Here is a 24900-nt window from a genome sequence, read left to right on the forward strand (position 1 = left end):
AAGGCTTAAGCTATCGTCACGCCTTTGCACCGCATCGCGCCGGCTGAAACGCGCGAACGCTACGCGCCCTTCTTCGAACGCATCTTTCAAGGTCCATGAGCAAAGCCCTGCCACCGCCTTCTGCCGTTCCTGCCAGCGCCGAACCGGCCGCGGACAAACCGGGCGACTCGTATGTGCAGTCGTTCGCGCGAGGCCTCTCGGTGATTCGCGCGTTCAATGCCACCCGCCCAGAACAGACGCTCACTGACGTCGCCGCCGCCACCGGCCTGACACGCGCCGGCGCACGCCGCATTCTGCTGACCCTGCAGACGCTCGGCTACGTGGAGGCCGAAGGCCGCCTGTTCCGCCTCACGCCGAAGATTCTCGACCTCGGTTTCGCGTATCTGACCTCGATGCCGTTCTGGAACCTCGCCGAACCGGTGATGGAAAATCTGTCGTCGCAGGTTCACGAGAGTTGCTCGGCGGCCGTGCTCGATCGCACGGAGATCGTCTACGTGCTGCGCGTGCCGACGCACAAGATCATGACCATCAACCTGTCGATCGGCAGCCGCTTGCCGGCGTATTGCACGTCGATGGGCCGTGTGCTGCTGTCCGCGCTCGACGACGAAACGCTCGAAGCGACCCTGAGTTCGACGCCGCTCTATGCGCATACGCCGCGCACGGTGACCGACAAGGAAGAGCTGAAAAAGCTGATCGCGCAGGTGCGCCGCCAGGGATGGGCGATCGTCGACCAGGAGCTGGAAGGCGGTCTGATTTCGCTGTCCGCACCGATTCGCAACCGCCAGGGGCGCGTGATCGCGGCAATGAACATCAGCGGCAATGCTCAGCGCAATTCGGCCAAGCAGATGGTGAAAGCGTTTCTGGAGCCGCTGCAGCAGGCCGCGCAGACCGTTTCGGAGATGGTGGCGCGGCGCGGTTGATTGCGATTGATTGCGGTTGAGCGCGATTGAGTACACGAAGGTGCCTCGAAAGGCGCGCGTTTCTCGCATGCGCGCCCATTGCGCCTGAGGCCCCTCGTTAACAACCCGGGCCTCTCACTGCCCCAGATACCGCTCCACCAGGCGCGTCCAGAATGCGGCGCCGACCGGCAGATTGCGGTCGTTGAAGTCGTAATGGGGGTTGTGCACCATGCAGCCGTCTTCGCCCGCACCGTTGCCGATCCGCAGGAACGTACCGGGCCGTTTTTGCAGCATGAAAGCGAAATCTTCGCTGCCCATCAGGATGTCGGTCTGCTCGACCACCTTGTCGTCGCCGACCAGCTCACGCGCCACCTGCACCGCGAAGTCCGTTTCGGCATCCGAATTGATCACCACTGGATAGCCTTCGATATACTCCACCACCGCCTTGCCGCCATAGCTCGCGGCCTGGCTTTCGGCGAGTTCGGTAATGCGTTTTTTCAGCAGTGCACGCACTTCGGGGCTGAACGAACGCACGCTCAATTCCAGCTTTGCGCTGCTCGAAATCACGTTGTTCGCGGTGCCCGCATGCATCGAGCCGACCGTCACCACCGCCGGCTGCGACGGGTCGACGTTACGCGCCACGATGGTCTGCAAGGCCATCACGATGCTCGCCGCCACCACCACCGGATCGACCGTCAGATGCGGACGAGCCGCATGGCCGCCGACGCCTTCGATCGTGATGATCGCCTTGTCGCCCGCCGACATGAACGGCCCCTTGCGGAACAGCATCACGCCCGGTTCCTCGCCCGGATGATTGTGCAGACCGAACACGGCATCGCACGGAAAGCGCTCGAACAGGCCGTCGTTAATCATCTTCATCGCGCCGCTGTCGATGCCGCTTTCTTCGGCCGGCTGGAAGTACAGATGCACGGTGCCCGAGAAATTACGCGTGGCGGCAAGATGCTGCGCGGCGCCGATCAGCATTGTCGTGTGGCCGTCGTGACCGCAGGCGTGCATCTTGCCGTGCGTGCCGCTCGCATACGGCAGCCCGGTTTGTTCGATGATCGGCAGCGCATCCATGTCGGCGCGAATGCCGATGCTGCGCGTGCCGTTGCCCACTTTCAGCGTGCCCACCACGCCGGTTTGACCGACCCCGCGTGTGACCTGCCAGCCCCATTGTTCGAGCTTCCCGGCCACCAGTGCGCCGGTTTGCACTTCCTCGTAGGCCAATTCCGGATGGTGATGGATGTGATGGCGGATCTCGCGCAGGCTCTCGGTTGCAGGCGCCAGGTCGGACACTTCGGTAAAACGCGCGGCTTCGCTCATCTATCGCTCCATGGAATTCACGCCGCATGACGCGGCAAACAGACGAGCACTATAGCCACGCCATCTTGTTCGAACAAGATACTGTTTTTTGAGCATCATCTCGCGGCGTGAATTGCTGCCGACTCCAGCGGTGCTGCAGTTCGTATCGTGTTTGCAGGAAGCGACCCGGGAGCGCATGGCGGCGGCCGGGTAGTCGAGCCTAGCGAACGTGGGGAGCGTGGGAAACATGGCGAATATCGCCCTCCGCCTGCAAAAAAGCGATCAGCGCGTGCCCTGCGTCTTCCAGTGCCCCGGAGTTATCGATCGTTGTACACCGAAGCCCTTGCGGCAATGAAAACGGTGCCCGTCGTGCAAGCCTGGCCGCGACCTGTTCCGCCGACTCACGCGCCCGCGCGCCGAGCCGTGCTTCGAGAATATGCGGCGCGGCGTCCACATGCACGACTTCGGTGTGCGGATAACGCGCCAACGTATGTTGCAAATGCTGACGCGACCCGTTGACGACGACCGTGCAACCGCGCGCAAGCCATGCATCGAGCTCGATACCGATGCCGTAACGCAGTGAGTGGCTCGACCATTCGAGCGCGAACAGACCGAGCACCGAACGCGCCGCGAATTCTTCGACGCTCAACGCAACGTGCTCTTCACCGTTGCCGCTCGGCCGCGTGATGTAGCGATGCGCAAACAGAATCGGCTCGCCCATCAGGCGGCTGCGCGCAAAACCCAGCAATGAATCCTTGCCCGCGCCGGACGGCCCCATTACATAAATCAAACGACCTGCCATTGTTATTTCACCTCGCGGGTCTGAAACGGCACGCGCTGCCACAGGACAAATGGCTCACCAGGCGCGGGTTCGACAAAGAGCGCCGCGTGATCGATAACGAGCGGCCCGAGCGCGGGTGTTTGCGCCTGCCACCACGCAACCAGCGTTGCGCGCTCGTCGGTATTGGCGAGAGAACTGGACAGCGTCATGTGAAAACGGAATTCGTCGAAGACGTACGGATAACCCCATTCGATCAGCAGCGCACGTTGCCGTTCACTCAATGGCGCGGCGAGACGGCGCGCGAGATCGGCCGCGGACGGTCTCGCGCGCAGTGCATCGAGCGAGCGCAGTGCACTTGCGGCAACAGCGCCAATGTTCGTTTCGCCGTTCTGATCCGCGGGACGCAGCGCCACAAAATCGCCGAGTGTCGCGGCTTCGACCGGCAACGCGAATGGGTTTTGCGTATGCGCCCATTGACGCGTCGCTTCCAGCACATCGTGTTGAGTCACGCCTTCAACGAGACGAAACGGCGCGACCAGCGTGCCGTGCCAACCATAGCGACGCGGGGCTTCGGTTAGCTCCGCCAGCGGACGCGTCAAGCCTTCCGGCTGGGGCGCCGCACAGCGCTCGCCGCTTTCCGCGTCACGCCCCAGCCACACCGAACCGGCGCGCCACCACACTGAACCGCGCGACGGCGCGTAATAGACCGCGAACCGCGCGCCGGTGCTCCATTCGGCCTGATCGCCGGTGTTCTCCACCACGGCGCTCATACTTCGTGCTCCACCAGCAACTGCACACGATCCGCCGCAAAATGCGTGAAGCCGTATTTAATCGGTGTGCCTTCCAGATCGACGTCGACGTTTTCGACCCACAACACCGGCTGCTGCCGGTTGATATTCAAACGCCGCGCCACTTCCGGCTCGGGCAACACGCTGCCGATACGGCTCCACTTACGCAGATAATCGGTTACGCCCAATTCGGCCATGGCCTTGGTCACGCCGCCGGTACGCTCCAGCACCTCCGGCAAGTCTGGGAAACGCCCAGCCGGGTACCAGTTACGCGCGAACGTAAGCGGCACGCCATCCGATTCGTGCAAGGTCTCGATCCGGTAGACCGAGGCGCCCGCCCGCAAGCTGAGCGCCTTCGCGACATTCGGCTCGGCCTTCACGCGCGCGGCCGACAACATCGTGCCCGCCGCCGCATGATGCTGCTGCCGCAAGTTTTCTGTAAACCGCGTGCGCCGACCGATCGTATAGTCGATCGCGCCGGGCTGCACGAAGGTGCCACGTCCCTGCTCGACGCTGACGAGGCCCAATGCGGCAAGACCGAGCATGGCGCGGCGCACGGTATGCCGGTTCACGTCGAAACGTTTGGCCAGTTCGCCCTCGCTCGGCAAACGGCCGTCTTCGCCAAAGCCGCTCGCTGCAATTTCCGCTGCCAGAATCTGTTCGATCTGCCGCCAGACGGCAACGCCCGCGCCGCGTTCGAGCAGCGTGCCCGGCGTCGCGTTGTCGTTCGATGTCATGGTGCTGTCATTCCCTTGGGTTCAAATATTCGCTATGCCATGCATTGTAGTGCGCAAGCCGTGATGGAAATGTGAAACGGTGACCATGCACAGCAACGCCCGGCCAGCATACCCCTAAACGTCTAGACGTTTAGATGAATAGATGCTTAAATGTCCACTCGCTGGATCAACAGGAATTTCGATGAGTGCCACTTCCGCCTCGCCTTCCTCCGCCACGCGGCGCGCATGGATGGCCGTGCTGGCCCGCACCCCGCGCGCCGATCTCGAAGCCGCGCTGCAACGCGCGCTGCAAGGCGTTCCACCCCCTGCTTACGACTGGCTGCGGCCACCCGAAATCGGCCTCGCGATGGTGCGCGGCCGCGTCGGCGGCAGCGGCGACCCGTTCAATCTCGGCGAGGCCACCGTCACGCGCGCCACGTTGCGTTTGCGCGTCACGGGTGACACAGCCGCAGCCGTCGGCGTAGCGTGCCATCTGGGCCGCGACCGCCGCCGCGCCGAACTGGCAGCGCTTGCCGATGCGTTGCTGCAAATGCCCGAACATCACACCGCCTTGCACCAGCAATTGATCGCGCCGTTTGCCGAACAGCAAGCCGCGCAACGCGCCGAACGCAGACAGGACGCCGCAGCCACGCGCGTCGAATTCTTCACGATGGTCAGAGGCGACTGATGGAAAACTCGCAGATTGCATTGTCTACCTTGACACCCGGTTTCGCAGACCCGGTCCACGACACCCAGGCGGTATTCCGCACGCTGCTCGACGCACTGTCGCGCCCGGGCACGGTGGGCGTCGTCGAAAAAGGCTTGCCGGAGGTGCGGGCCACTCGCGCCGCGCTCGCCGCTTTCGCCGCGCTGCTGACCCTGTGCGACTACGCCACGCCCGTATGGCTCGCCCAACCCGATACGGCTCTGGGCTCGGCGCTGCGCTTTCATACCGGCGCGCCGCTCGTCGACGAACCGGGACTTGCGGCCTTCGCCTATATTCACGACGCAAGCGCAATGCCGGCGCTGGAAAGCTTTGCACTCGGCGAAGCGGAATCGCCTGAGCACTCGGTGACCTTGCTGATCCGCGTCGAAGCGTTGACAGGTGGCGCACCGATCGTGCTCAGCGGTCCCGGCATTCAGCACACCACGACGATTGCGCCGATCGGTCTGCCCGAGCACTTCTGGCGCGAACGCGCCGCCCTCGCGCCGCTCTTTCCGTGCGGCATCGATTGTTATCTCGTCTGCGGCAGCACGTTGATCGGCCTGCCGCGCACAACTCAAGCGAAGGTGAACTGATGTACGTTGCCGTCAAGGGTGGAGAACGCGCGATCGAAGCATCGTGGCGTCTGCTCGACAAGTCGCGCCGTGGCGATACGCGGCTGGCCGAACTCAGCGTCGCGCAGATTCGCGAGCAATTGCGCCTCGCCGTCGCGCGAGTGATGACCGAAGGTTCGGTCTACGACGAAGAACTCGCCGCGCTCGCGATCAAGCAGGCCGCGGGCGATCTGGTCGAAGCGATCTTTCTGCTGCGTGCGTATCGCACCACGTTGCCGCGTTTCGGTTATACGCAGGCGATCGACACGGAAGCCATGCAAGTTGAGCGCCGTATTTCGGCAACGTTCAAGGACGTGCCCGGCGGGCAATTGCTCGGCGCGACCTACGATTACACGCAACGTCTGCTGGATTTCGCGCTGCTTGCCGAAGGCGATGCCGGAACCGATGGGGCCGCAAACCCAACGTCCATTCAAGCTGCCCAGTCCGCAGCAGAAGCCATGCCGCGCGTGGTCACGCTGCTCGACAAGGAAGGCTTGATCGAACAGGAACGCCCCACGTCGGACGCACCGGAGCCCGGTGACCTCTCGCGCGAGCCGCTTGCGTTTCCCGCGAGCCGCGCCACGCGTTTGCAGAATCTCGCACGCGGCGACGAAGGCTTCCTGCTCGCCATGGGCTACGCCACCCAACGGGGCTACGCGCACACGCATCCGTTTGCCGGCGAGATCCGCTTCGGCACGATCGCCGTCGAAATGGAACTCGATGAACTGGGCGAAGCCGTTGAAATCGGCGACATCGATGTCACCGAATGCCAGATGATCAACCAGTTCGCCGGCAGCGGCAACGTGGCCCCTACTTTCACGCAAGGCTATGGTCTCGCGTTCGGACACTCGGAACGCAAAGCGATGGCCATGGCACTCGTGGATCGCGCGTTGCGCACCGAGGAGCTCGGCGAAACGCTCGCCTCGCCGACGCAGGACATCGAATTCATGCTCTCGCATAGCGATAACGTCGAAGCGTCCGGCTTCGTTCAGCATCTGAAGTTGCCTCACTACGTCGACTTTCAGTCCGAACTCGAACTCGTGCGGCGACTGCGGGCGCAACACAGCGCAGAGGGCCAGGATCAGGGCAAGAGTCGGGATCACGATCAGCAGGAGCAAGCCGCATGAACGCGCCGGCCACATCTCACACCACCGCGTCGTACGACAGCGCCGCGGACGGCTACAACTTCGCCTACCTCGACGAACAGACCAAGCGTATGCTGCGCCGCGCGTTGCTCAAGGCGGTCGCCGTGCCGGGCTATCAGGTGCCGTTCGGCTCGCGGGAAATGCCCCTGCCGTACGGCTGGGGCACGGGCGGCATTCAGGTGACCGCGGCGATCATCGGCAGGAACGATACACTGAAGGTCATCGATCAGGGTTCCGACGAAACCACCAACGCGGTCAACATCCGCCGCTTCTTCGCGCGCACCACGGGCGTGACAACCACGCGCCGCACGACCGAAGCGACGATCATCCAGACACGTCACCGGATTCCGGAAGCGCCGCTCACCGACAAGCAGATTCTGGTCTATCAGGTGCCGATGCCCGAACCGCTATACAAGCTGGAACCGCGCGCTACGGAATGCAAGAAGCTGCACGCACTGGCTGATTACGGATTGATCAGCGTGAAGCTCTACGAGGACATCGTCCATCACGGCAGCATCGCCACCACGTACGACTACCCGGTGATCGTCAACAACCGCTATCTGAGTTCGCCGTCGCCGATTCCGAAGTTCGACAATCCGAAGATGCATATGAATCCCGCGCTGCAATTGTTCGGCGCCGGCCGCGAACGGCGCATTCACGCGATCCCGCCGTACACGCCCGTGCGCAGTCTCGACTTCGACGATCACCCGTTCGAAGTGCAGAAGTGGCAGCACGCGTGCGCGCTGTGCGGATCGACGGAAAGCTTCCTCGACGAAATGATCGTCGACGACGCCGGCAAGCGCATGTTCGTCTGCTCGGACAGCGACTACTGCCACGAACGCCGCGGCGATCAGGACCTCGAGTTGCCGGCCTACGAAGCGCGCAAAGGAGAAACCGCATGACGCCGCTGTTGAGCGCCCGTTCGCTCACCAAACAATTTGGCGGCCGCAACGGCTGCAGGAACGTCAGCTTCGATCTGTATCCGGGCGAAGTGCTGTGCATCGTCGGCGAATCCGGCTCGGGCAAGACCACGCTGCTCAATGCGCTCGCCCTGAAAACCGAAACCGATAGCGGCTCGCTCCACTACACGGCCACGCATGGCGAAAAACTCGATCTGCTCGCCTTGTCCGAACCGCGCCGGCGTCTGTTGATGCGCACCGAGTGGGGCTTCGTGCAGCAGAATCCGCGCGACGGCCTGCGCAGCGGCGTCTCCGCCGGCGCGAATATCGGCGAGCCTTTGATGGCCGTCGGCGCCCGCCATTACGGCGACATCCGCCACACCGCCACGCAGTGGATGGAGCGTGTCGAACTCGACGCCACTCGCATCGACGAATTCCCGGCGGCGTTTTCCGGCGGCATGCAGCAGCGTTTGCAGATCGCACGTAACCTCGTCACCGGTCCGCGCCTCGTCTTCATGGACGAGCCGACCGCCGGTCTCGACGTCTCGGTGCAGGCGCGTCTGCTCGACTTGCTGCGCACGTTGACGTCCACGCTGCATCTGTCGGTGCTGATCGTGACACACGATATCGGCGTGGCGCGCCTGCTCGCACATCGTTTGATGGTCATGCAAGGCGGCGAAGTGGTCGAGTCGGGCCTGACGGACCAGGTGCTCGACGATCCGCAGCATCCGTACACGCAAACGCTGGTTTCCTCGGTTCTGCCGGTTTGAGGCTCACAATGCGATCCATTGAAACAAGCAGGGAATTCCACGCCACCGAACGCGCGTTCATCGAGAACAATGCACTGATGCTGCGCGCGGTCGGCATCGGCAAGACCTTCACGCTGCACGGCCAGGGCGGCGTGCAGATCGAAGCGCTCGCGGGCGTGTCGCTCGATGTCGAGCGCGGCGAGTGCGTCGTGCTGATCGGACCTTCGGGCGCGGGCAAGAGTACGCTGCTGCGCTGTCTGTACGGCAACTACCCGGCCAGCGCGGGCTCGATTGCCATCCGCGATGCGGCGGCGGATGACGGGCCGCCGGTGTCGATCACCGGCGCCGAGCCGCACGACGTGTTGCGCCTGCGCCGCGGCGTGGTCGGCTACGTCAGCCAGTTTCTGCGCGTGATTCCGCGCGTGCCGACGCTGACGCTCGTCGCCGAACCGCTGCTGTCGCGCGGCGTGGCCGAAGACGAAGCCCGTGCGCGTGCAGCAGCCCTGCTGGCGAGGTTGAACGTGCCCGAGCGACTGTGGTCGCTCGCGCCCGCCACCTTCTCCGGCGGCGAACAGCAGCGCGTGAACATCGCCCGCGGTTTGATCGCCGGGCATCCGCTGCTGCTGCTCGACGAGCCCACGGCCTCGCTCGACGCGGAAAACCGCGACGTGGTCGCCGATCTGATCGTCGAAGCGCGTGAGCGCGGCGCGGCGATCGTCGGCATCTTTCACGACGAAGATACCCGCAACAAGGTGGCTACACGCCGTCTTGAACTCCAGCCGCCGTTACGCCATTAATTGACACGAAACGGCACTAAACTAAACCACTGAGCTGAAACCTTGAGTCGAAGCAGCGAGTCGAAGCACTCAACTGCAACACTCAGGACAGACTACGGAGCAAGACGATGTTGATCAGGAACGCTCGCATCGTGACGCGAGACGAAGTATTTACCGGTGTGATACGCATCGAAGACGGCGTGATTCGCGACGTCGAGCGTGGCACGACCTCGGCGCGCGAAGCGGAAGATTGGGAAGGCGACTATCTGTTGCCGGGTCTGATCGAACTGCACACGGACAACCTCGAGAAGCATCTGGTGCCGCGTCCGGGCGTGCAATGGAATACCGATGCCGCCTTTGTGATCCACGACGCGCAAGTGGCGGCGGCCGGCATCACCACGGTGTTCGATGCCCTCGCGATCGGTTCGCGCTCGAACGTAGGGCTGCGCGGCCGCGATATGCAAATGCAATGTGCCGCATCCCTCACGCGCTTCTCGGAGCGCAAGCTGCTGCGCGCCGAACACTTTCTGCATCTGCGCTGCGAAATCGCCACCGCCGACGTGGTCGAGTTGTTCGATTCGTTGTGCACGCATCCGTTGCTGCGGCTCGCCTCGGTAATGGATCACACGCCCGGCCAACGTCAATGGCACGACCGCGAACAATGGCGCCGCTTCCAGGAGCGCAACGGCAAGCTGACTGACGAACACGTGGCGACCGCCTTGGTCGAACTGTCCGTCGAACAGGAACGTTACGCCGACGCGCACCGCCGCGAGATCGTGGCACGCTGCAACCGGCTCGGCATTCCCGTGGCGAGCCATGACGACACGCTGATCGAACACGTCGAACAGGCCAAGGCCGAAGGCATCGTGCTGGCCGAATTTCCGACCACCCGCATCGCCGCCGAGGCGGCACGCGAGCATGGCATTTCGACCATCATGGGGGCGCCGAATATCGTGCGCGGCGGCTCGCATTCGGGCAACGTGTCGGCCCTCGAACTGGCGAAGGCGGACTTGCTCGATATCCTGTCCTCGGATTACGTGCCGTCCAGTTTGATGACGGCTGTGTTCGACCTGGTGAGCAAGGCCGGCTGGACCCTGCCGCGCGCCATGGCGACGGTTTCGGCCGAGCCGGCCCGCACGGCGGGGCTGCATGACCGCGGGGCGATCGAAGCGGGTTTGCGCGCGGACTTCGTGCGCGTCACGATGCTCGACGCGTTGCCGGTGCCGCGCGCGACGTATCGCGCCGGGGCACGGATCGTCTGACGATGTTCTCAGGCCTCGCTGGTGACGGGCAGCAGTGGTTCCACCGCGGCCCAGCGCGTCCAGCGGGGTGTCTGGTCAGGCGCTTCGACGCGCAAGGTGCGCGAGCCGTCGCCGAATACCAGGGATTCGATATTGAATGCGCTCCCCTCTTCAATGCCGGCGTCGCGCACGTGACCGGATTGGTAGGTGAAACTGAGATTGCCTTCGCGCAACAACTCGAGGTAGACGTCGAAGTCAGTCGTTGACGAACGTGTGGCCCAACGATTCAGGAGGGTGGCGGCGATTTCGGCGTCGTACATTCTGTACCTCTCTGGACATATGCCGTGCCCTGACTATAGCTGAAAAACACGCATTGTGCTGCAGCGCACCATTGTTGATCTTTACTGCCCTTTACATGACCGCTCGCGCCCCGCTCAGACCTGCTCCACGAATCTCCTGCGTCATTTGCGCGTACAACGAGGCGCCCCGCATCGGCACGGTGCTGGCCGTGGCCTGCGCGCATCCTTTGCTCGACGAAGTCATCGTGGTGGACGATGGTTCGACCGACGGCACCGCCGACGTGGTCGAGCGTTTCGCGTCGGCGCGGCTGATCCGGTGCGCCGAGAACCGCGGTAAAAGCGCCGCCATGGCAACCGGGATCGCCGCCGCGCGTGGCGAACTGTTGATGCTGCTCGATGCCGACCTGAAGGGTCTGACGGCCGAGAGCATCAGCGCGCTCGCCCTGCCTGTCCTGCAAGGCAGCGCGCAAGTGAGCATGAGCCTGCGCCAGAACAGCCTGCTGGCATTCCGCGCCATCGGCCTCGATTTCGTCTCCGGCGAGCGCGTGGTCAAAAAAGCGCTGCTAAGCGAAGTCCTGCAGGAGGTTCACGGCTTGCCGCGCTTCGGGGTCGAAGTGTTCATGAACCGCCGCATCATCGCGCGCCGTCTGCCGATTGCGGTGACTCACTGGCCACACGTCACGCAGGCTCGCAAAACCGAGAAACTCGGTTACTGGAAAGGCATGCGTGCGGAATGGCGCATGATCGCCGACCTCCTGAAGGCGGTCTATCCGCTCGCGCTGATTTCACAGACCTTTCAAATGCTTCGCTTACGCAGTGAGCAGGACTCACGCGCGAGTTTTGCGGCACGCATGCGCAAAGTGCCCGATACCGATAGTCCGCGCTGAAGCGCTTACCGAAGCTGGCGAACGCCGTGAGCCGCACTGTGCCGCGCTGTGCCGTTCCAGCCCGGCCCTCGAGGTTTCAGTCGGCGGCCGACAGTGGGTTGCGCCCCCTCGTTGCCAGCGCAACGAAACCTGCCGCGCCCAGCGCCAGAGGGCTGTAAAGCGTCGCGAAACGCCACAACACCAGCGCCGTCGCGATGCCCGCGCGGGGCACCCAACTCGCGAATGCGGCAGCGAGAGCGATATCGCCGGTGCCACCACCCGCGGGCACGCCGGTCCACAACGCGGCATGCAGCACGACGGCCTGCACGGCCAGAACGAAACCCAACGGCAGGCGGTAACCGAGTTCGCGCAAGATAAACCAGAGTGCGCCGTAGCGCAGCAACCACTGCAGCGTCGTGAGCAGACACAACGCGGCAAGCCGCCACTTGGGTCCGGCGACCAGTTCCAGCCATTGCCGGCGAACGCTATGGAAAAACCGGCTCAATCTCGCGCGGCGCTCGTTGAGCCAATGAACGCGCCGGCCGGCGGCGTCCAGTGTCGCCGCCACGCGCCGGCGATTCATCCAGCAGACACCGACGAGGCATGCGGCTCCGGCCAGCACGCCGAACACAAGCGGCGCGCTCGCGTGCGGAATCACCTGCGTCAACGGTCCGAAGGCAAACAGCAGGGACACCGGTACGGCGGTCGTGAAGAACGCGAGATCGAGCGCCTGATCCGCGCCGACAACCGTCGTCGCAAGCGACCAGGATGCGCCGGCGCGCTGCAGCAGGCCGATGTTGACGCCGTAGCCCGCCGCGCCCAACGGAGAAGCCAGGAACGCGAAATCGGTAGCCAGCGTAATGGCAAACGTGCGCAGGAAACTGACCCGGAAGCCGAGCGCGGTCTGCATCAGATGCAGCTTGCCCGCTTTTGCCATCGCGCTGATCGCAGCACTCGCGGCAAGCGCGGCGAATACGTAGAGAGAGACGTTACGCAGCCCGGCGAACGCCGCGTGCGAATTGAGAACGAAAGGCGCGCCGCCGGCGAGGCCGATACCGGCAAGCGCCACCAACACTGCCGCTTTACGCGTATGTGATCTGATCAACGAAGGCCTCAGCAAGTACAGCCTGGCCCCGCTTTCTCCGCACGATGCAGCATGCATGAGGCCGCGCCGTGCGTGAAATCGAGGCCGTCCGGGGGCCTCATGATAACCACGCGAAGCTGCGTTTTCGTGACTAGCGATCGGCGACTAGCGTTTGGCGGGCGGGCAGCAACTGCCCCCATCCGACCAGCACGTGCTGGATGCTGCGGGCGTAGGCGTCACGCTGCTTCGGGGACTCCGAGTGGTACGCGCCGATCGCGCGCCAGGTATTGCCGTATTTGACCATCTTCTGCTTCAGCAGCCACGCGGCCACGTAGACGTTCACACATGGATCGGTCAATGCGCGGTGCGGTACGCCCTCGCGCGCGAGGTCACCGAAATGAATCGAATTGATCTGCAACTGGCCGACGTCGATCGAACCGTTCGCGTTCTGGTGTATCGCGTCCGGGTCCCCCTTCGATTCGTACCATGCAACCGCGCGCAATATCCAGGGATTGACGCCCTGATAGGCTGCGGCCTCATTGAAGCAATCGTCGGCCGCGTAGGCCGCGCCGCACATCGACAGCCACGCTAGCGCGGCACAGAAGAGTTTCAAGGACACGATTCATCCTTCCGCTTGATAGCGGCAAAAGTGGCGAGCTCCACGCCGCGGGCGAATTATTTGGCCAACGCCAGATCGATTTGCCGTTGCACGGAGTCGAGGTACGTATGCGAAGCATCGGACACGACGAGCCGGACAGCCGGCATCGGCGCTCCTTTGCGTTCCTGCGTCTGGATCGGCGCACGCGACTTCTTTCGATGCGTCGTCGGCTTCACAGGCAAGTCATCATCGCTGCCGCTCGACGGTGGCAGCATCGCAAGCGTTGGCAACGGTGGATAAACCTTGTCCGCCGCCGGAGGAAACGTGGCAGGAAACGCTCCGGCCGACTGCAGATCCGTTCCCGGTGAGCCCGCAAAAGCAGGCGCGGCGAGCAGCGTGGCCACGGTAAGTAAGGTGATTCGAAGCATCGCGATGGCCTCCTTCATTGCACCGTCCTGATCGACACGCTATAGGGCTGACCCAGGCCAGCGGTTCGATTCTCGAAGCTCACCTTCGACATGCGTTGCGCAGGCACACCCTTCCATACCGCCTGGTTCAGGTACGCGAAATCCTGACCCAGCGCGGTGACCAGCACGACCGTGGACTGCTGTTGCGCGGCGGCCAGTGCGCCTGCCTTGGTCAGCACGGCGGTGAGTTGAGGGTCATGCGCCCCGAGCGCATCCGGCGGAATCTCGAAGCTGATGACTTCGTTGGGCGCCTTGTCCGTGTGCGCGGCATTCTGCGCAGGCATCTGTGCGCACCCGGCCAGCGCGAGAACGGCTACCAAAAACCACACCTGTCGCTTCACACCCGTCTCCAGTCAATCCCGTTGCTGTAACGATGTTTTCGGCAAACCCACATCAAAAGTTGATAGGCCGAAAACGCATTGGCGCAAATCAGACAGAGTTACCTCAAGATCGGCGCAAACGATTGCGTCAGCGCTCGACGAAGCACCGATCGAGGCAAACTTCCCTCGGGTTTTTGCCACTGAAATCGTCTGATGATTGGGGGCTGGAGACGCCGCGAGACGGGGCTCCGCGGGTTATGCGTGCATGAAATTGGCTGGCGCAGCGGGGGGGCTACGCCTAGGGCCGTAATATGGGTGCGACACGTGTCGCCGTCAGCCGCGCGTAATGCGGCATGCTGCAGATGGTAAAGCTCTTTTTTGCCTTGTCACATTCAGCGGTCGAAGTTTGGAGGTTGAAGCCGTGACCTGTTGTACGACCAACAGTTGCCTACCTGGACATGCGCGACGGGAGACCGTCGGGTGTGAAGCTCCGGGGACAAAGTACCCTTCCGATGGACGGTCCACCTTGGTGACAAGGAACCGGCACTGCGAGCAGCGACGCGGTACAGGGACGAGGCAAGTTCCGCATGCGCAACTTAAGTGAACTGCCGATAAACCTCGTCACGACTGATGGGCCAAAGCTGCTGTCAGGCCCTGACCAAACGGTGCGTAGCAGGTTGCTCCCCTCCACATTGGGTGCACGTCGTCATCATCGCTACCGAGGAAGAGGCGGGCGCTAAACGGATAGATTCGGGAACAATCGAATCGGCAAGACTGGGAACGTGGTAAGCCCGATTCATCGCCTTGATTCCGGAACACAGCCATCAAGGCAGGCAAACCGTGAGGAGCGCTGTTGACGAAGCGGGTATGAGAACGCGGAGAAAGCGAATGGCAGCCTGTAACGGGCTGCATAGAGGTTCAAGATTTGCCTCGACCTGAAAGGGTGCAGACTTCCGTGTGGTGCAGCTGTCGCAGGTCCACTTTTTAGATTCGCCGTGGGGCAGCTTGAGAGAGACCGGCTGTTTGCGGTTCAGCGCCCTCGTCTCAGCAATGAGATGAATCGACGAGGTGACGCGTGCGAAGGGCTTGTGCAGTTTGACAAGACCGGCGTCAGTGTGACGTTTCATGCTGTGCGCGAGCCGTGTGCGGCGAAAGTCGCATGCACGGTTCTTCGGGGGCCCTGCTGTCGAGAGGCAGTGGGGCTACCCTCTCCGTAAGCGAGCAAGCCGGCGGCCTACCCGCACATCGGCCTAAGTCGACAGCGGCACGCGCTCCGGTTCATCCGCGTCGAACCACGCCGGATTGCGCTCCGCAATCGGACCAAGCGACATCAGAATCTCGCGCAGGTGACTGCGCATCGCTTCTTCAGCCGCGCTCGGGTCGTGCGCGCGCAGGCCGGCCAGAATCTTCGCGTGCTGCTTGATCAGCAGATCGAGCGGTGACACGTCGGGCAAGCTCAGGTAGCGCACCCGGTCCATCTGCGCCTTGATGTCCTGAATCGTTTCCCATGCCGCCGTGCAATCGATCGCCTGGGCGATCGCGTAATGAAACGCCTCGTCGAGCGCGAGGAAGGCGGCGGTGTCGTTCGATTTCGCCGCAAGCTTCTGGTCGCGAAGGTTGTCGGCCAGTGCCTGCAACTGCTCGTCCGTGATCGACACGGCTGCCTTCTTCACCACCGCCGTCTCGATCGCTTCGCGAATGAAACGCCCTTCCCGCACCTGGCGCGGCGAAATGCGCTTCACGAAAGTGCCGCGCTGCGGCAATACCTGAAGCACACCTGCTTCCACCAATTTGATGAACGCCTCCCGCACCGGTTGCCGCGACACCTGAAACATGTCGGACACTTCCTTCTCCGAGAGCGGCGTGCCCGGCACCAGTTGACCGACGAAAATTGCCTGACGCAGCGCACGGAAAATCTGCTTGCCGATCGGCTCATGCGAGTCGAACGAGACGCTGGCGGTCAGATCCGGCAGTTCGACACGCGCGCCGGCCTGCACGCTCGCGCGACGCCTTGTGCGGGACGCAAGCGAGGCATCGGAGGAGAAAGAAGACGCGTTGGCGTGGAGGTTCTTGGTCGGCATCGGGTAAAGCAGCGGATAGCAACGAATGAATAGCGACGGAGACGGTGCACACCATGAATACCCACCAGGATATCCACTAAAGTGTGTCGCACCATACTACCATGCACGTTTCATGTTTAAGGCACTCGCTCGCGGCTCGCGAATCCACACCAGCGAACACAGCGCGCCGAGCACGGCAATCGCCCCCGCCAGCACGAACGCACTAGCGTAATTCCCGTGCGTCGCTTCGACGATGAAGCCCGTCACCGCGGGTCCGATCACGCCGGCCAGATTCGCCAGCAAGTGCACAAAACCGCCCGCGCCGCCGACGTGTTCGCGCGGCACGGTGTCCTGAATCACGGCCCAATACACCGCGCCCGTCACATACAGGAAGAAGATCGACACCGACATCAGCGCGACCGCCCCCTGAGTACTGGCAACACGCCCGGCCAACGCGACACACACCGCCGCCGCGCCCAGACAAGTACTCAGCACGATCTTGCGCGACAGCAGCGGCTTACCGGTCAGGCGCAAGATGAAGTCCGAGATGAAGCCGCCCGCCGCGAGCCCGATACTGCCGAGCAGCCACGGAATCACCGTGGCGAAACTCATGTCGCGCAGGCTCAGGTGATGCGCTTCGGTCAGATAGGTCGGGAACCACGACAGGAAGAAAAACAGCACGTAGTTGTATGAGAAGAACGCGAAGGCCGTCGCAAGAATGATCGGCTTCTTCAGGAAATGCCGCAGGCCGAGCCGCTCGCCGTCGGCCGAATGCGCGATCGCATGCTCGTCCGCCTGTCCGGCGCGGATGAGTTCGATCTCATCAGGCGTAACGCGCGAGTTTTCGTGCGGGTGTTCGGTGGTCGTTGCCGCCCACAAGACGAGCCACAAGAGTCCGAGCGTCATGATCGCGACGAAGGCCCAGCGCCAGCCGAACTGCACCGCCATGAAGCCGACCACCGGCCCCGCCAGCGCGCCGCCGAGCGGTGTGCCCGAACTGATCACGCCAATCGCGCTCGCGACCTCCTTGCGCGGGAACCAGTTATTGACCATCTTGCTGTTCGACGAACTGAACGGACCTTCGCCCATGCCGAACAGCACACGCAGCACGATCAGCGAACCGATGCCGGTGGCCAACGCGGTCGCGCCGCAGAACACCGACCACACGCCCATCGCGGTGCCGAATACGCGTTTCGCGCCGACCTTGTCCGACAGCACGCCGCCGACAAAATTGAACAGCGCATAGCCGATGAAAAAACTGCTGAACACGATGCCCAACTGCGCATGCGAGAAGTGCAGGTCTCTCTGGATCAACGGTGCGGCAATCGACAGCGCCGCGCGGTCGAGATAGTTGATGACGCCGGCCAGAAACAGTAGCGCGACAACAAACCAGCGTTGACTCTTGATCATCAGGTGTCTCCTTCGGGTCGCCTCTTGATGGGCGTTTTGAATAGCTTAAGTATCTGGATTGGCCTGGTATGGCGCAGCGGTCACGTGCAACGCCTCATGCCACGGGCGATGTTCAATCGAAGTTCAGATGCACCTTCATCGACTGCGAGCGGTCGAGCGCCACTTCGAACGCACGGTTCGCTTCACTCATCGCGAATGCATGTGTCATGAGCGGTCGCAAGTCGACCTTGCCGGAGGCGATTTCATCGGCGGCGATGGCGTATTCACTGGTAAAGCGGAACGAGCCTTGATAGCGGAGTTCCTTCGACATCACCAGGTTCGCCGCCACCGGCGACTGGCCGGCCGGCAGATTGCCCACCTGAATCACCGTACCGCCGGCTCGTGCCGCACGCAGCGCCGTATCGAGTCCGGCGGGACTGCCCGATGCCTCGATGACCACGTCGAACGTGCCGCGTTGCGCGGACCATTGATCGATCGTGGCGCTGTCTGTCGCGTTCACGATCTGATCCGCACCGAGTTGCTGCGCAACCTGCAACGCCCGATCCGAAAGATCCAGCGCGACCACGCGATGAGCACCGGCGCGGCGCGCCACGCTCAGCAGAATGCAACCGATCGGCCCGCAACCCACCAGCAAGACACTCGCGCCGACGAGCGAACCCGCCTGCTTCACCGCATGCAATGCAACGGCAAGCGGCTCGGCCATCGACGCCTGCGCAAAATCGACGCCATCCGCCACAGGTACGCATTGCCGAGCCGCGACGACGATGTACTGACGGAACATGCCTTGCGTGTGCGGGAACGTCGATGCACTGCCCATGAAGCGCATGTTCAGACAATGATTCGGCATCCCGCCGATGCAAAAGCGGCACGTCCCACAGGCGAGTCCCGGATTGACGGCAACACGCTGCCCGGGTGTCAGACGACTCTCCGCGCTCACGCCCTCGCCGAGCGAATCGATCTCGCCGGCCACTTCATGTCCGAGCACGAATGGCTCGCGCACCGCGAAATCACCGCTCTTGCCTTTGAAGTAGTACGACAGATCGGAGCCGCAAATGCCGCCGGCGCGCACGCGTACTCGCACCTGGCCGGGGCCGGGTACAGGCGGCTCGACTTCGTCGATGCGGATCAGTTTGGGTTCGTGAAGCACGGCTGCGAGCATGAAAGACTCCGGTATGACAAAGGTCTCGCGCTCAGTGCTGCGCGAAAGAAGTTGAAGAAGCAAAATCAGCTCACCAGTTCCACAGCGTTCCGTCTTCGAGACGGGCGACCGGCAAATATGCGGGGTCGTAGGGATACCGAGCGGCCGCTGCTTCGTCGATATCGACGCCATGGCCCGGGGCTTCGCCGGGATGCATCATGCCGCGCTCGAAGCGCCATGCATGCGGGAATACGTCGAGCGCTTCTGGTGGAAAGCCCATGTATTCCTGCACGCCGAAATTCGGCACCCACAGATCGAAGTGCAGCGCCGCGCCCATGCACACTGGCGACAGATCCGACGGCCCATGACAACCGGTTCGCACCTGGTACAGCGACGCAAAATCCGCAATGCGCCGCAGATGCGTAATACCGCCTGCGTGCGTCAAGGTTGCGCGGATATAGTCGATCAATTGTTCCTCGATCAACTGTTTGCAATCCCAGATGCTGTTGAAGACTTCGCCGACAGCGATCGGCGTGACCGTATGTTCGCGAATCAGCCGGAAGCCCGCCTGGTTTTCCGCAGGCGTCGGGTCTTCCATCCAGAACAGGCGATACGGCTCGACCGATTTGCCGAGACGCGCGGCTTCGATCGGCGTCAGACGGTGGTGGACGTCATGCAGCAAATGCGTATCGAAGCCGAATTTGTCGCGCACCGCTTCAAAGAGCTTGGGTACGAAGTCGAGATACTTTTCCGACGACCAGCTCTGCTCCTCCACCGCGCCCTTGGTGGCCGGCTCGTACATGCCGCTGCCTTTCGACACGCCATACACCGAGCGCATATTCGGCACACCGCATTGAATGCGAATGGCCTGATAGCCGGCTTCGATGTGTTCCGCGTAACGGTCGAGCGCTTCGGGAATGTCGCGGCCGGTCGCGTGGCCGTACACCATTACGCCTTCCCGCGAGGCGCCGCCGAGCAGCTTGTACAGCGGCATGCCCGTTACCTTGCCGAGAATGTCCCACAGCGCCATATCCACCGCGGCGATCGCCGACATCGTGACAGGGCCGCGGCGCCAGTACGCGCCTTTGTAGAGGTACTGCCAGGTGTCTTCGATACGACCGGGATCGCGGCCGATCAGCAACGGGCACACGTGGTCTTTCAGATACGAAGCGACTGCGAGTTCGCGGCCGTTCAGCGTTGCATCGCCGATGCCGTATACCCCTTCGTCCGTGACGATTTTCAATGTGACGAAATTGCGGCCCGGGCACGTGACGATCACGTCGGCGCGAACGATCTTCATGACTTCTTCCTTGCAGAGGCGAGTAGCGAACCGCGCACAACGGCGGCATGCGACTGGCTGTTTTTCATGTCGATTTTGAGTGCCGGTTGAAGTGGAAAATGAAGTGGAAAATCGCACTCGTCAACCTGTCTCAAACCGTTTGAACGATGCTACCATACAAGTATAGCGACACGTCAAATCAGGGTTTTCCCGTTGAACGGCGTCGGTCTGAAGCCTTTCCGCCACCTGGAATTCGTCACATGATTTCTGTAGCTACCTTGCCTCGCCTCGTCCGCCAAGCACTGCCCACGCTGCAAACGCATCTGCTGTCACCGCAATGGCAGGAGCCGCGCATCGGCATCGTTCATCTGGGGATTGGCAACTTCCATCGCGCACATCAAGCCCTCTACACGGAAGAGGCTATGCTTGCCGCAGGCGGCGACTGGGGTATTTGCGGCGTCACGCTGCAAGGCGATGTCGGCAAGCGCGACGCGCTGATGGAGCAGCAAGGCTTGTATAGCGTGGTTGAACGCGGGCCGCATGGTGCCAAGGTGACGGTCGTGCGTGCGCTGCGCGAAGTGCTGGCCATGCCGCACGATCGCGCCGCCCTGTTCGCGCGCCTCGCGGATCCGCTGGTTCAGATCGTCTCGCTGACCGTCACGGAAAAAGGCTACTGCCGCGACCCGAAAACCGGCGAGGTCGCGCTGGACGATCCCGCCGTTGCACACGATCTGGCCAACCCGCTCGAACCGCGCACGGTGCCAGGCATCCTCGTCGCGGCATTGCGCGAGCGGCGCGACGGTGCGCACGGCAAACCGTTCACGGTGCTCTCGTGCGACAACCTTTCCCATAACGGCGCCGCGCTGCGCCAGGTGGTCTGTTCGTTCGCGCGGCAACGCGATCCCGAGCTGGCCGACTGGATCGCCGCCCACGTTGCGTTTCCATCGACGATGGTCGACCGTATCGTGCCGGCCACCACCGACGCCGAACGCATCACCGTAGCCCACGCAATCGTTTATGCGGATGCCGCACCGGTGCCATGCGAGCCGTTCCGGCAATGGGTCATTGAAGATCGTTTTGCCGGGGGACGTCCCGCATGGGACGCAGTCGGCGCGCAACTCGTCGAGGACGTCACGCCCTTCGAACTGGCGAAGCTACGCATGCTGAACGGCACGCACTCGACGCTGGCCTATCTGTCGATGCTCGGCGGCTTCGAGACGATCGATGCAGCGATCTCCCACCCCGCCATGCGCAATCTCATCCACGCGATGATGACGGAAGAAATCGCGCCAACGCTAACCGTGCCCGCATCATTCGACCTGGCCGCCTATCGGGACGCACTGCTCGAGCGCTACGCGAATCCGGCGCTGAAACATCGCTGCGCGCAGATCGCGATGGATGGCAGCCAGAAGATTCCACCGCGTCTGCTCGCCACGATTGCGGCGCGGATCGGCGCGGGTCAACCGTTCACGCGTCTCGCGCTGGCGATAGCGGCCTGGATGATGTTTTTGCGCGGCCACGCGGACGACGGCACGGGTTACGAAATCAGCGATCCGCTGGCCGGCAGATTAAAGGCGCTCGCGGCATCTGCGCAAGGTGAGCCGCAGGCGCTGATGGACGCGCTACTGACTGTGCGTGAAGTGTTTCCGGCAGATCTGGCCGCCCTTCCCGAGTTCAGAAAAGCGCTTCGACACGCATTGCAGTTGCTTCACGAAAACGGTGCGCGAGGGGCCATTGCGGCATTGCAATGAAATTCGGCGTGTCAGGCGGTCGGCTCCGCCTCACGGCCTTGCGTTGCGCCTTCGCTCGCCTGCTCCTGTTCCTGCTCCCGCTTACGCGCCGCCAGCACATCCTGGTAGCGCAGATAGCCACACCGTCCACCGGCTTTGGCCGCATACATCGCCGCGTCGGCGTGGAGCAGCAACTCCTCCACCGTGGCGCTATCGTCCGGAAACTGGCTGATGCCGATGCTCGCGCCCACCGTCATGCTTTGTCCGTCGATCAGCAATTCTTCGTTCAGCGCCGCCATGATGCGCGAGGCAATCCCTGGTGCGGCCTCCGCGGAGCGCGGCCCCTCGACCAACACGATGAACTCGTCGCCGCCGAGGCGCGCGGCGACATCCGCGCTGCAGAGCACCTGCTTCAGCCGCTGCGCCACCGCGGCGAGCACCTTGTCACCAATCGAATGGCCGAACTGGTCGTTGATCTGCTTGAAGCGGTCGAGGTCGACGAACAGCACGGCAAGCCCTTCCTGACGCCGTGTCGCTTCCCCGATCGCCGCCTCGAGCTTCTGCATGAACAACATGCGGTTCGGCAGGCCGGTCAACCCGTCGTGCGTGGCGAGATGCACGAGCTCTCGTTGCTTGTTATGCAGCACATCCATTTGCGACTTGATTTCCCGGCGCAGACGATCGAAGCAGCGCGCGAGTATGCCGATCTCGTCGGTACGTTTGAGCGGCAGCGTTTCCATTGCGTGCTCGGCGAACAGATGCGTCGCCGCATACGCGAGAATGTGCAAAGGCTTGGTCAGGGCGCGCGCAAACAGAATCGCGAGGAACAGCGCCAGCACGCTGAAGATCAACACCATGCGAATGATTCTGTTACCCAGTTGGGTGGCGCCGGACAATACATCCTCGAGCGGCTTGGCGAGGCCGATCACGATAAAACGGTTGCCTTCGGATGCGCCGAACGGTCTGCGCACGAAAGCAAGCACCTGACCGGCCGCCTGCCTCGGCCGCTCGAGACCGTCCAGCAGAACTTCGCTTTCTGACAGATCGAAGAGCGGCCTGGTAGCGGAAAAGCTGTCCTGCATCAGAACGCGGCGGCCCTTGTCGAAGCCGAACGTTTTCGAGGCATCCGGATGGACCAGAAAATCACCCCATTCGTTGGCAAGATAAACCTGATAGTCGCTCGGCAAATCGCTCTGCAAACGGTTGAGCAGTCCGGCCAGATCGATATCGATAATCACGACGCCCACCACTGCGCCACTCGCGTCCGCCACAGGTGTGCCGAGCCGCAGTGTCGGTTTGCCCTCGGCGGCATGTGTGCCGTACTCGTGGTTCACCGCGATCGGCGAGGTGTAAATGCGTCCGGGCGAGAACGCCAGCGTGTCGAACACATACGCAAACTGGCCTTTTTCCTGCAGGTTGTTCCCTTCGACCCGCACCAGGCCGTCCGCATCGCGGTCGAAACGGATCAGCTCGAGTCCGAAGTGCTTGCGAGTAATGAAACGAATCTGCAGGTACTCGGGGTGGTGAACCATGAAGCTGGCATACACCTGCGCCAGTTGTTCGCGCGGCGCATTCGCGCCAACGCCGTCGTCGGTCCGCGCGACGTCCGCCAAAGACGGCAAGCTCGCGAGCACCAGCGCGTCTGCGGCAACATCGTCGATCGCCACGGAAAAGCGCTGGCCCAACAGCTCCGTTGAAGTCAGCAGGCTGTGTCCAGCTTCGTTCACGAGCATCGTACGGTTGGCACGATACGTGTAATAACCGGTCGCACCGGACGCGAGCACGCCAATGCACGCAAGCAGAATCGATAACTTGAATGTCAAGCCGGGGCGCATCATCAAAAACGCTCCGACCTGTCGCCGGACACGATTCTGCTCCACAGGTCTTCGCGCCGCTGAATATCTTCCACCGGGCCGATCCAGACGATATGCGCCTTGTCGCTGTTCTCCGCCGGCGCCGTCAACGTGTTGGCGAGCCCCTGGCGTTGCGTCAGCAACGCACTGACGTCCGGTTCGAGCATGTAGTTGATCCACGCAAGGGCGAGCGGGCGATCCTTGGCGGTTCGCGTCATCGACCAGCAGTCCAGCCAGGCGAGCACCCCTTCGTCGGGAATCACGTAGCCCACGTCGGCGCCGGCGCGGCGCAACGATTCAACCTGCTGGGTGCCGTAGTTACCGAACATCAAGGCAACTTTATGCTGGATGAAGAACGCGGTCGCTTCTTCAGGCAGCGTGTAATAGGTCAGCAGGTTGCGGCGCAGATCGACGAGCTTGTGAGCGATCACGCGCATCTGCGTGGCGTCGAGCTGGAAGGGATGGGGATAGCCCAGCGCCAGCGCGGTGAACGAGAAATTATGCTGGGCGCTATTGAAGTCGAGAACCTTGCCGCGATAGCGCGGGTTCCACAATTCGCGCATCGAGCGCGGCGCAACGGCGATCTGCTTGCGGTCATAGATCAGCCCCATCGACGAGTACGTGAATGGAATGGCGTACACATTGCCTGCCGAGGTCAGCCCTTCGATCGACGACAGCGCCTGAAACCGCGGCAACTGTTTTTTCGTATTCGGCAAACTGGCCAGATCGAGCGGCGCCAGCAGATTCGCGCGGGTATAGCGCTCGATTTCAGCAGTATTCGCAGCGAGCACATCGAACTGCGGCGTGCCCTGAGCATGCATCTGCGCCCATAGCGCCTCGTCGGAATCGACCAGCGTGACTTCGACCTTCGCGTTGTAGCGCGCCTCGAAAGTCTTGACGACGTCGGCGTCCGCATAACCGGGCCATGCCAGTACACGCAGAACGTTGTCGGCGGCCACGACGGGTGCTGAAGACAAAAGGCTACAGCAGAAAGCGGCGTTTATCAGTAATGTCAAAAACCCGGAAAACCAGCGGCCGCGCAGTGACTTCGCGCGTGCCGCTGCGACTGCAGTTCGGCTCCGGCGCGATGGTTTGAAACAGCGCATTTCGTCTGCCATCGAAATCGTGTGCATATACAACCGCTTAGCAGAAGGTCATTAAGACGAACGCAAACAGGCGC

General features: G+C 62.7%; 25 protein-coding genes and 1 pseudogene. 11 read left to right on the forward strand and 15 right to left on the reverse strand.

The annotated features are described in order from the left end of the window. Positions 1-95 precede the first annotated feature (95 nt). On the forward strand, positions 96-920 hold the full coding sequence (locus tag M0D64_RS04645; RefSeq protein WP_266256820.1) for an IclR family transcriptional regulator: 825 nt from the start codon (positions 96-98) through the stop codon (positions 918-920). A 114-nt stretch (positions 921-1034) separates the two neighbouring features. Here the strand turns inward: M0D64_RS04645 and M0D64_RS04650 are convergent, their stop codons facing one another. After that, positions 1035-2225, reverse strand: a complete 1191-nt coding sequence (locus M0D64_RS04650) for a M20 aminoacylase family protein (protein ID WP_266256821.1) — start codon at positions 2223-2225, stop codon at positions 1035-1037. A gap of 88 nt (positions 2226-2313) precedes the next feature. On the opposite strand from M0D64_RS04650, the pseudogene M0D64_RS04655 reads away from it, so the two are divergent. Further along, positions 2314-2418 (forward strand): annotated as a pseudogene (locus M0D64_RS04655) (LysR family transcriptional regulator); the annotation flags it as partial. A gap of 6 nt (positions 2419-2424) precedes the next feature. On the opposite strand, the gene phnN reads toward M0D64_RS04655, so the two are convergent. From phnN to phnF, 3 genes are read right to left on the reverse strand one after another with little or no spacing between them, the layout of a single operon-like run. Beyond that, the gene (gene phnN / locus M0D64_RS04660) at positions 2425-3006 is read right to left on the reverse strand and encodes a phosphonate metabolism protein/1,5-bisphosphokinase (PRPP-forming) PhnN (RefSeq protein WP_266256822.1); all 582 of its coding nucleotides are present in this window, start codon (positions 3004-3006) and stop codon (positions 2425-2427) included. A gap of 2 nt (positions 3007-3008) precedes the next feature. Beyond that, entirely contained in the window at positions 3009-3755 is a 747-nt protein-coding gene (locus M0D64_RS04665) for a DUF1045 domain-containing protein (protein ID WP_266256823.1), read from the reverse strand. Continuing rightward, on the reverse strand, positions 3752-4510 hold the full coding sequence (gene phnF, locus M0D64_RS04670) for a phosphonate metabolism transcriptional regulator PhnF (RefSeq protein WP_266256824.1): 759 nt from the start codon (positions 4508-4510) through the stop codon (positions 3752-3754). Before phnF ends, M0D64_RS04665 begins: the two co-directional genes overlap by 4 nt. Before the next feature lie 181 nt (positions 4511-4691). Here phnF and phnG point away from each other — a divergent pair, with 181 nt between their 5' ends. From phnG to M0D64_RS04705, 7 genes are all read left to right on the forward strand, one after another. Then, positions 4692-5177: a phosphonate C-P lyase system protein PhnG gene (gene phnG / locus M0D64_RS04675; protein ID WP_171928177.1), complete on the forward strand. Its 486-nt coding sequence runs from the start codon at positions 4692-4694 to the stop codon at positions 5175-5177. Then, positions 5177-5788 carry a phosphonate C-P lyase system protein PhnH gene (phnH, locus tag M0D64_RS04680; protein WP_200621547.1) on the forward strand — a complete coding sequence of 204 codons (612 nt, stop codon included), beginning with the start codon at positions 5177-5179 and terminating at the stop codon, positions 5786-5788. The genes phnG and phnH overlap by 1 nt, the downstream gene beginning before the upstream one ends. Continuing rightward, the gene (locus M0D64_RS04685; RefSeq protein WP_266256825.1) at positions 5788-6933 is read left to right on the forward strand and encodes a carbon-phosphorus lyase complex subunit PhnI; all 1146 of its coding nucleotides are present in this window, start codon (positions 5788-5790) and stop codon (positions 6931-6933) included. Before phnH ends, M0D64_RS04685 begins: the two co-directional genes overlap by 1 nt. Further along, on the forward strand, positions 6930-7853 hold the full coding sequence (locus M0D64_RS04690; RefSeq protein ID WP_266256826.1) for an alpha-D-ribose 1-methylphosphonate 5-phosphate C-P-lyase PhnJ: 924 nt from the start codon (positions 6930-6932) through the stop codon (positions 7851-7853). Before M0D64_RS04685 ends, M0D64_RS04690 begins: the two co-directional genes overlap by 4 nt. After that, a complete protein-coding gene (gene phnK, locus M0D64_RS04695) occupies positions 7850-8620 on the forward strand; it encodes a phosphonate C-P lyase system protein PhnK (RefSeq protein WP_054041997.1) in 771 nt (256 codons plus the stop codon). The genes M0D64_RS04690 and phnK overlap by 4 nt, the downstream gene beginning before the upstream one ends. Before the next feature lie 8 nt (positions 8621-8628). Next, positions 8629-9396: a phosphonate C-P lyase system protein PhnL gene (gene phnL / locus M0D64_RS04700; protein ID WP_266256827.1), complete on the forward strand. Its 768-nt coding sequence runs from the start codon at positions 8629-8631 to the stop codon at positions 9394-9396. 107 nt (positions 9397-9503) lie between these two features. After that, positions 9504-10637 carry an alpha-D-ribose 1-methylphosphonate 5-triphosphate diphosphatase gene (locus tag M0D64_RS04705; RefSeq protein ID WP_266256828.1) on the forward strand — a complete coding sequence of 378 codons (1134 nt, stop codon included), beginning with the start codon at positions 9504-9506 and terminating at the stop codon, positions 10635-10637. An 8-nt stretch (positions 10638-10645) separates the two neighbouring features. On the opposite strand, the gene M0D64_RS04710 is transcribed toward M0D64_RS04705, so the two are convergent. Continuing rightward, a complete protein-coding gene (locus tag M0D64_RS04710; protein ID WP_097395939.1) occupies positions 10646-10936 on the reverse strand; it encodes a hypothetical protein in 291 nt (96 codons plus the stop codon). Between the two features lie 95 nt (positions 10937-11031). Between M0D64_RS04710 and M0D64_RS04715 the strand changes: the two genes are divergently transcribed. Continuing rightward, positions 11032-11802, forward strand: coding sequence for a glycosyltransferase family 2 protein (locus M0D64_RS04715; RefSeq protein WP_266239491.1), 771 nt, complete (start codon positions 11032-11034; stop codon positions 11800-11802). A gap of 76 nt (positions 11803-11878) precedes the next feature. Here M0D64_RS04715 and M0D64_RS04720 read toward each other — a convergent pair whose 3' ends face one another. The 8 genes from M0D64_RS04720 to manD form a co-directional block, all read right to left on the reverse strand. Then, positions 11879-12886, reverse strand: a complete 1008-nt coding sequence (locus M0D64_RS04720) for a lysylphosphatidylglycerol synthase transmembrane domain-containing protein (protein WP_266239492.1) — start codon at positions 12884-12886, stop codon at positions 11879-11881. Positions 12887-13016: 130 nt separating this feature from the next. After that, a complete protein-coding gene (locus M0D64_RS04725) occupies positions 13017-13442 on the reverse strand; it encodes a lytic transglycosylase domain-containing protein (protein WP_266239535.1) in 426 nt (141 codons plus the stop codon). Between the two features lie 98 nt (positions 13443-13540). Beyond that, positions 13541-13891: a hypothetical protein gene (locus M0D64_RS04730; protein WP_266256829.1), complete on the reverse strand. Its 351-nt coding sequence runs from the start codon at positions 13889-13891 to the stop codon at positions 13541-13543. Positions 13892-13905: 14 nt separating this feature from the next. Then, positions 13906-14214 (reverse strand): hypothetical protein, encoded by a 309-nt coding sequence (locus tag M0D64_RS04735; RefSeq protein WP_233465006.1) that lies wholly within the window; start codon positions 14212-14214, stop codon positions 13906-13908. A gap of 1286 nt (positions 14215-15500) precedes the next feature. Then, positions 15501-16331, reverse strand: a complete 831-nt coding sequence (locus tag M0D64_RS04740; protein WP_154564699.1) for a GntR family transcriptional regulator — start codon at positions 16329-16331, stop codon at positions 15501-15503. A 96-nt stretch (positions 16332-16427) separates the two neighbouring features. Further along, positions 16428-17720 (reverse strand): MFS transporter, encoded by a 1293-nt coding sequence (locus M0D64_RS04745; RefSeq protein ID WP_266256830.1) that lies wholly within the window; start codon positions 17718-17720, stop codon positions 16428-16430. Positions 17721-17832: 112 nt separating this feature from the next. Then, a complete protein-coding gene (locus M0D64_RS04750; protein WP_266256831.1) occupies positions 17833-18879 on the reverse strand; it encodes an L-idonate 5-dehydrogenase in 1047 nt (348 codons plus the stop codon). A 70-nt stretch (positions 18880-18949) separates the two neighbouring features. Continuing rightward, positions 18950-20158, reverse strand: a complete 1209-nt coding sequence (manD, locus tag M0D64_RS04755) for a D-mannonate dehydratase ManD (protein WP_211708317.1) — start codon at positions 20156-20158, stop codon at positions 18950-18952. Positions 20159-20397: 239 nt separating this feature from the next. Between manD and M0D64_RS04760 the strand changes: the two genes are divergently transcribed. Beyond that, positions 20398-21888 (forward strand): mannitol dehydrogenase family protein, encoded by a 1491-nt coding sequence (locus tag M0D64_RS04760; protein ID WP_266256832.1) that lies wholly within the window; start codon positions 20398-20400, stop codon positions 21886-21888. Positions 21889-21899: 11 nt separating this feature from the next. On the opposite strand, the gene M0D64_RS04765 is transcribed toward M0D64_RS04760, so the two are convergent. Together M0D64_RS04765 and M0D64_RS04770 are read right to left on the reverse strand one after the other, a co-directional pair. Continuing rightward, complete coding sequence (locus M0D64_RS04765) at positions 21900-23705, reverse strand: diguanylate cyclase (RefSeq protein WP_266256833.1); 1806 nt, start codon at positions 23703-23705, stop codon at positions 21900-21902. Continuing rightward, positions 23705-24853, reverse strand: coding sequence for a PotD/PotF family extracellular solute-binding protein (locus M0D64_RS04770; protein WP_266256835.1), 1149 nt, complete (start codon positions 24851-24853; stop codon positions 23705-23707). The genes M0D64_RS04765 and M0D64_RS04770 overlap by 1 nt, the downstream gene beginning before the upstream one ends. Between the last annotated feature and the right edge of the window lie 47 nt (positions 24854-24900).

Source organism: Paraburkholderia sp. WS6, assembly GCF_030464835.1.
Classification (GTDB): Bacteria; Pseudomonadota; Gammaproteobacteria; order Burkholderiales; family Burkholderiaceae; genus Paraburkholderia; species Paraburkholderia madseniana.

What these genes read in the sequence shown, in the direction of transcription:
- M0D64_RS04665 (WP_266256823.1), bottom strand. Translation starts at nt 3,755, where the DNA reads ATGAGCGCCGTGGTGGAGAACACCGGCGATCAGGCCGAATGGAGCACC.
- M0D64_RS04690 (WP_266256826.1), top strand. Translation starts at nt 6,930, where the DNA reads ATGAACGCGCCGGCCACATCTCACACCACCGCGTCGTACGACAGCGCC.
- M0D64_RS04740 (WP_154564699.1), bottom strand. Translation starts at nt 16,331, where the DNA reads ATGCCGACCAAGAACCTCCACGCCAACGCGTCTTCTTTCTCCTCCGAT.
- M0D64_RS04685 (WP_266256825.1), top strand. Translation starts at nt 5,788, where the DNA reads ATGTACGTTGCCGTCAAGGGTGGAGAACGCGCGATCGAAGCATCGTGG.
- M0D64_RS04770 (WP_266256835.1), bottom strand. Translation starts at nt 24,853, where the DNA reads ATGCACACGATTTCGATGGCAGACGAAATGCGCTGTTTCAAACCATCG.
- phnL (WP_266256827.1), top strand. Translation starts at nt 8,629, where the DNA reads ATGCGATCCATTGAAACAAGCAGGGAATTCCACGCCACCGAACGCGCG.
- M0D64_RS04715 (WP_266239491.1), top strand. Translation starts at nt 11,032, where the DNA reads ATGACCGCTCGCGCCCCGCTCAGACCTGCTCCACGAATCTCCTGCGTC.
- phnN (WP_266256822.1), bottom strand. Translation starts at nt 3,006, where the DNA reads ATGGCAGGTCGTTTGATTTATGTAATGGGGCCGTCCGGCGCGGGCAAG.
- M0D64_RS04650 (WP_266256821.1), bottom strand. Translation starts at nt 2,225, where the DNA reads ATGAGCGAAGCCGCGCGTTTTACCGAAGTGTCCGACCTGGCGCCTGCA.
- M0D64_RS04735 (WP_233465006.1), bottom strand. Translation starts at nt 14,214, where the DNA reads ATGCCTGCGCAGAATGCCGCGCACACGGACAAGGCGCCCAACGAAGTC.
- phnG (WP_171928177.1), top strand. Translation starts at nt 4,692, where the DNA reads ATGAGTGCCACTTCCGCCTCGCCTTCCTCCGCCACGCGGCGCGCATGG.
- M0D64_RS04760 (WP_266256832.1), top strand. Translation starts at nt 20,398, where the DNA reads ATGATTTCTGTAGCTACCTTGCCTCGCCTCGTCCGCCAAGCACTGCCC.
- M0D64_RS04645 (WP_266256820.1), top strand. Translation starts at nt 96, where the DNA reads ATGAGCAAAGCCCTGCCACCGCCTTCTGCCGTTCCTGCCAGCGCCGAA.
- phnK (WP_054041997.1), top strand. Translation starts at nt 7,850, where the DNA reads ATGACGCCGCTGTTGAGCGCCCGTTCGCTCACCAAACAATTTGGCGGC.
- M0D64_RS04710 (WP_097395939.1), bottom strand. Translation starts at nt 10,936, where the DNA reads ATGTACGACGCCGAAATCGCCGCCACCCTCCTGAATCGTTGGGCCACA.
- M0D64_RS04765 (WP_266256833.1), bottom strand. Translation starts at nt 23,705, where the DNA reads ATGATGCGCCCCGGCTTGACATTCAAGTTATCGATTCTGCTTGCGTGC.
- phnF (WP_266256824.1), bottom strand. Translation starts at nt 4,510, where the DNA reads ATGACATCGAACGACAACGCGACGCCGGGCACGCTGCTCGAACGCGGC.
- M0D64_RS04750 (WP_266256831.1), bottom strand. Translation starts at nt 18,879, where the DNA reads ATGCTCGCAGCCGTGCTTCACGAACCCAAACTGATCCGCATCGACGAA.
- phnH (WP_200621547.1), top strand. Translation starts at nt 5,177, where the DNA reads ATGGAAAACTCGCAGATTGCATTGTCTACCTTGACACCCGGTTTCGCA.
- M0D64_RS04730 (WP_266256829.1), bottom strand. Translation starts at nt 13,891, where the DNA reads ATGCTTCGAATCACCTTACTTACCGTGGCCACGCTGCTCGCCGCGCCT.
- M0D64_RS04725 (WP_266239535.1), bottom strand. Translation starts at nt 13,442, where the DNA reads ATGTGCGGCGCGGCCTACGCGGCCGACGATTGCTTCAATGAGGCCGCA.
- manD (WP_211708317.1), bottom strand. Translation starts at nt 20,158, where the DNA reads ATGAAGATCGTTCGCGCCGACGTGATCGTCACGTGCCCGGGCCGCAAT.
- M0D64_RS04745 (WP_266256830.1), bottom strand. Translation starts at nt 17,720, where the DNA reads ATGATCAAGAGTCAACGCTGGTTTGTTGTCGCGCTACTGTTTCTGGCC.
- M0D64_RS04705 (WP_266256828.1), top strand. Translation starts at nt 9,504, where the DNA reads ATGTTGATCAGGAACGCTCGCATCGTGACGCGAGACGAAGTATTTACC.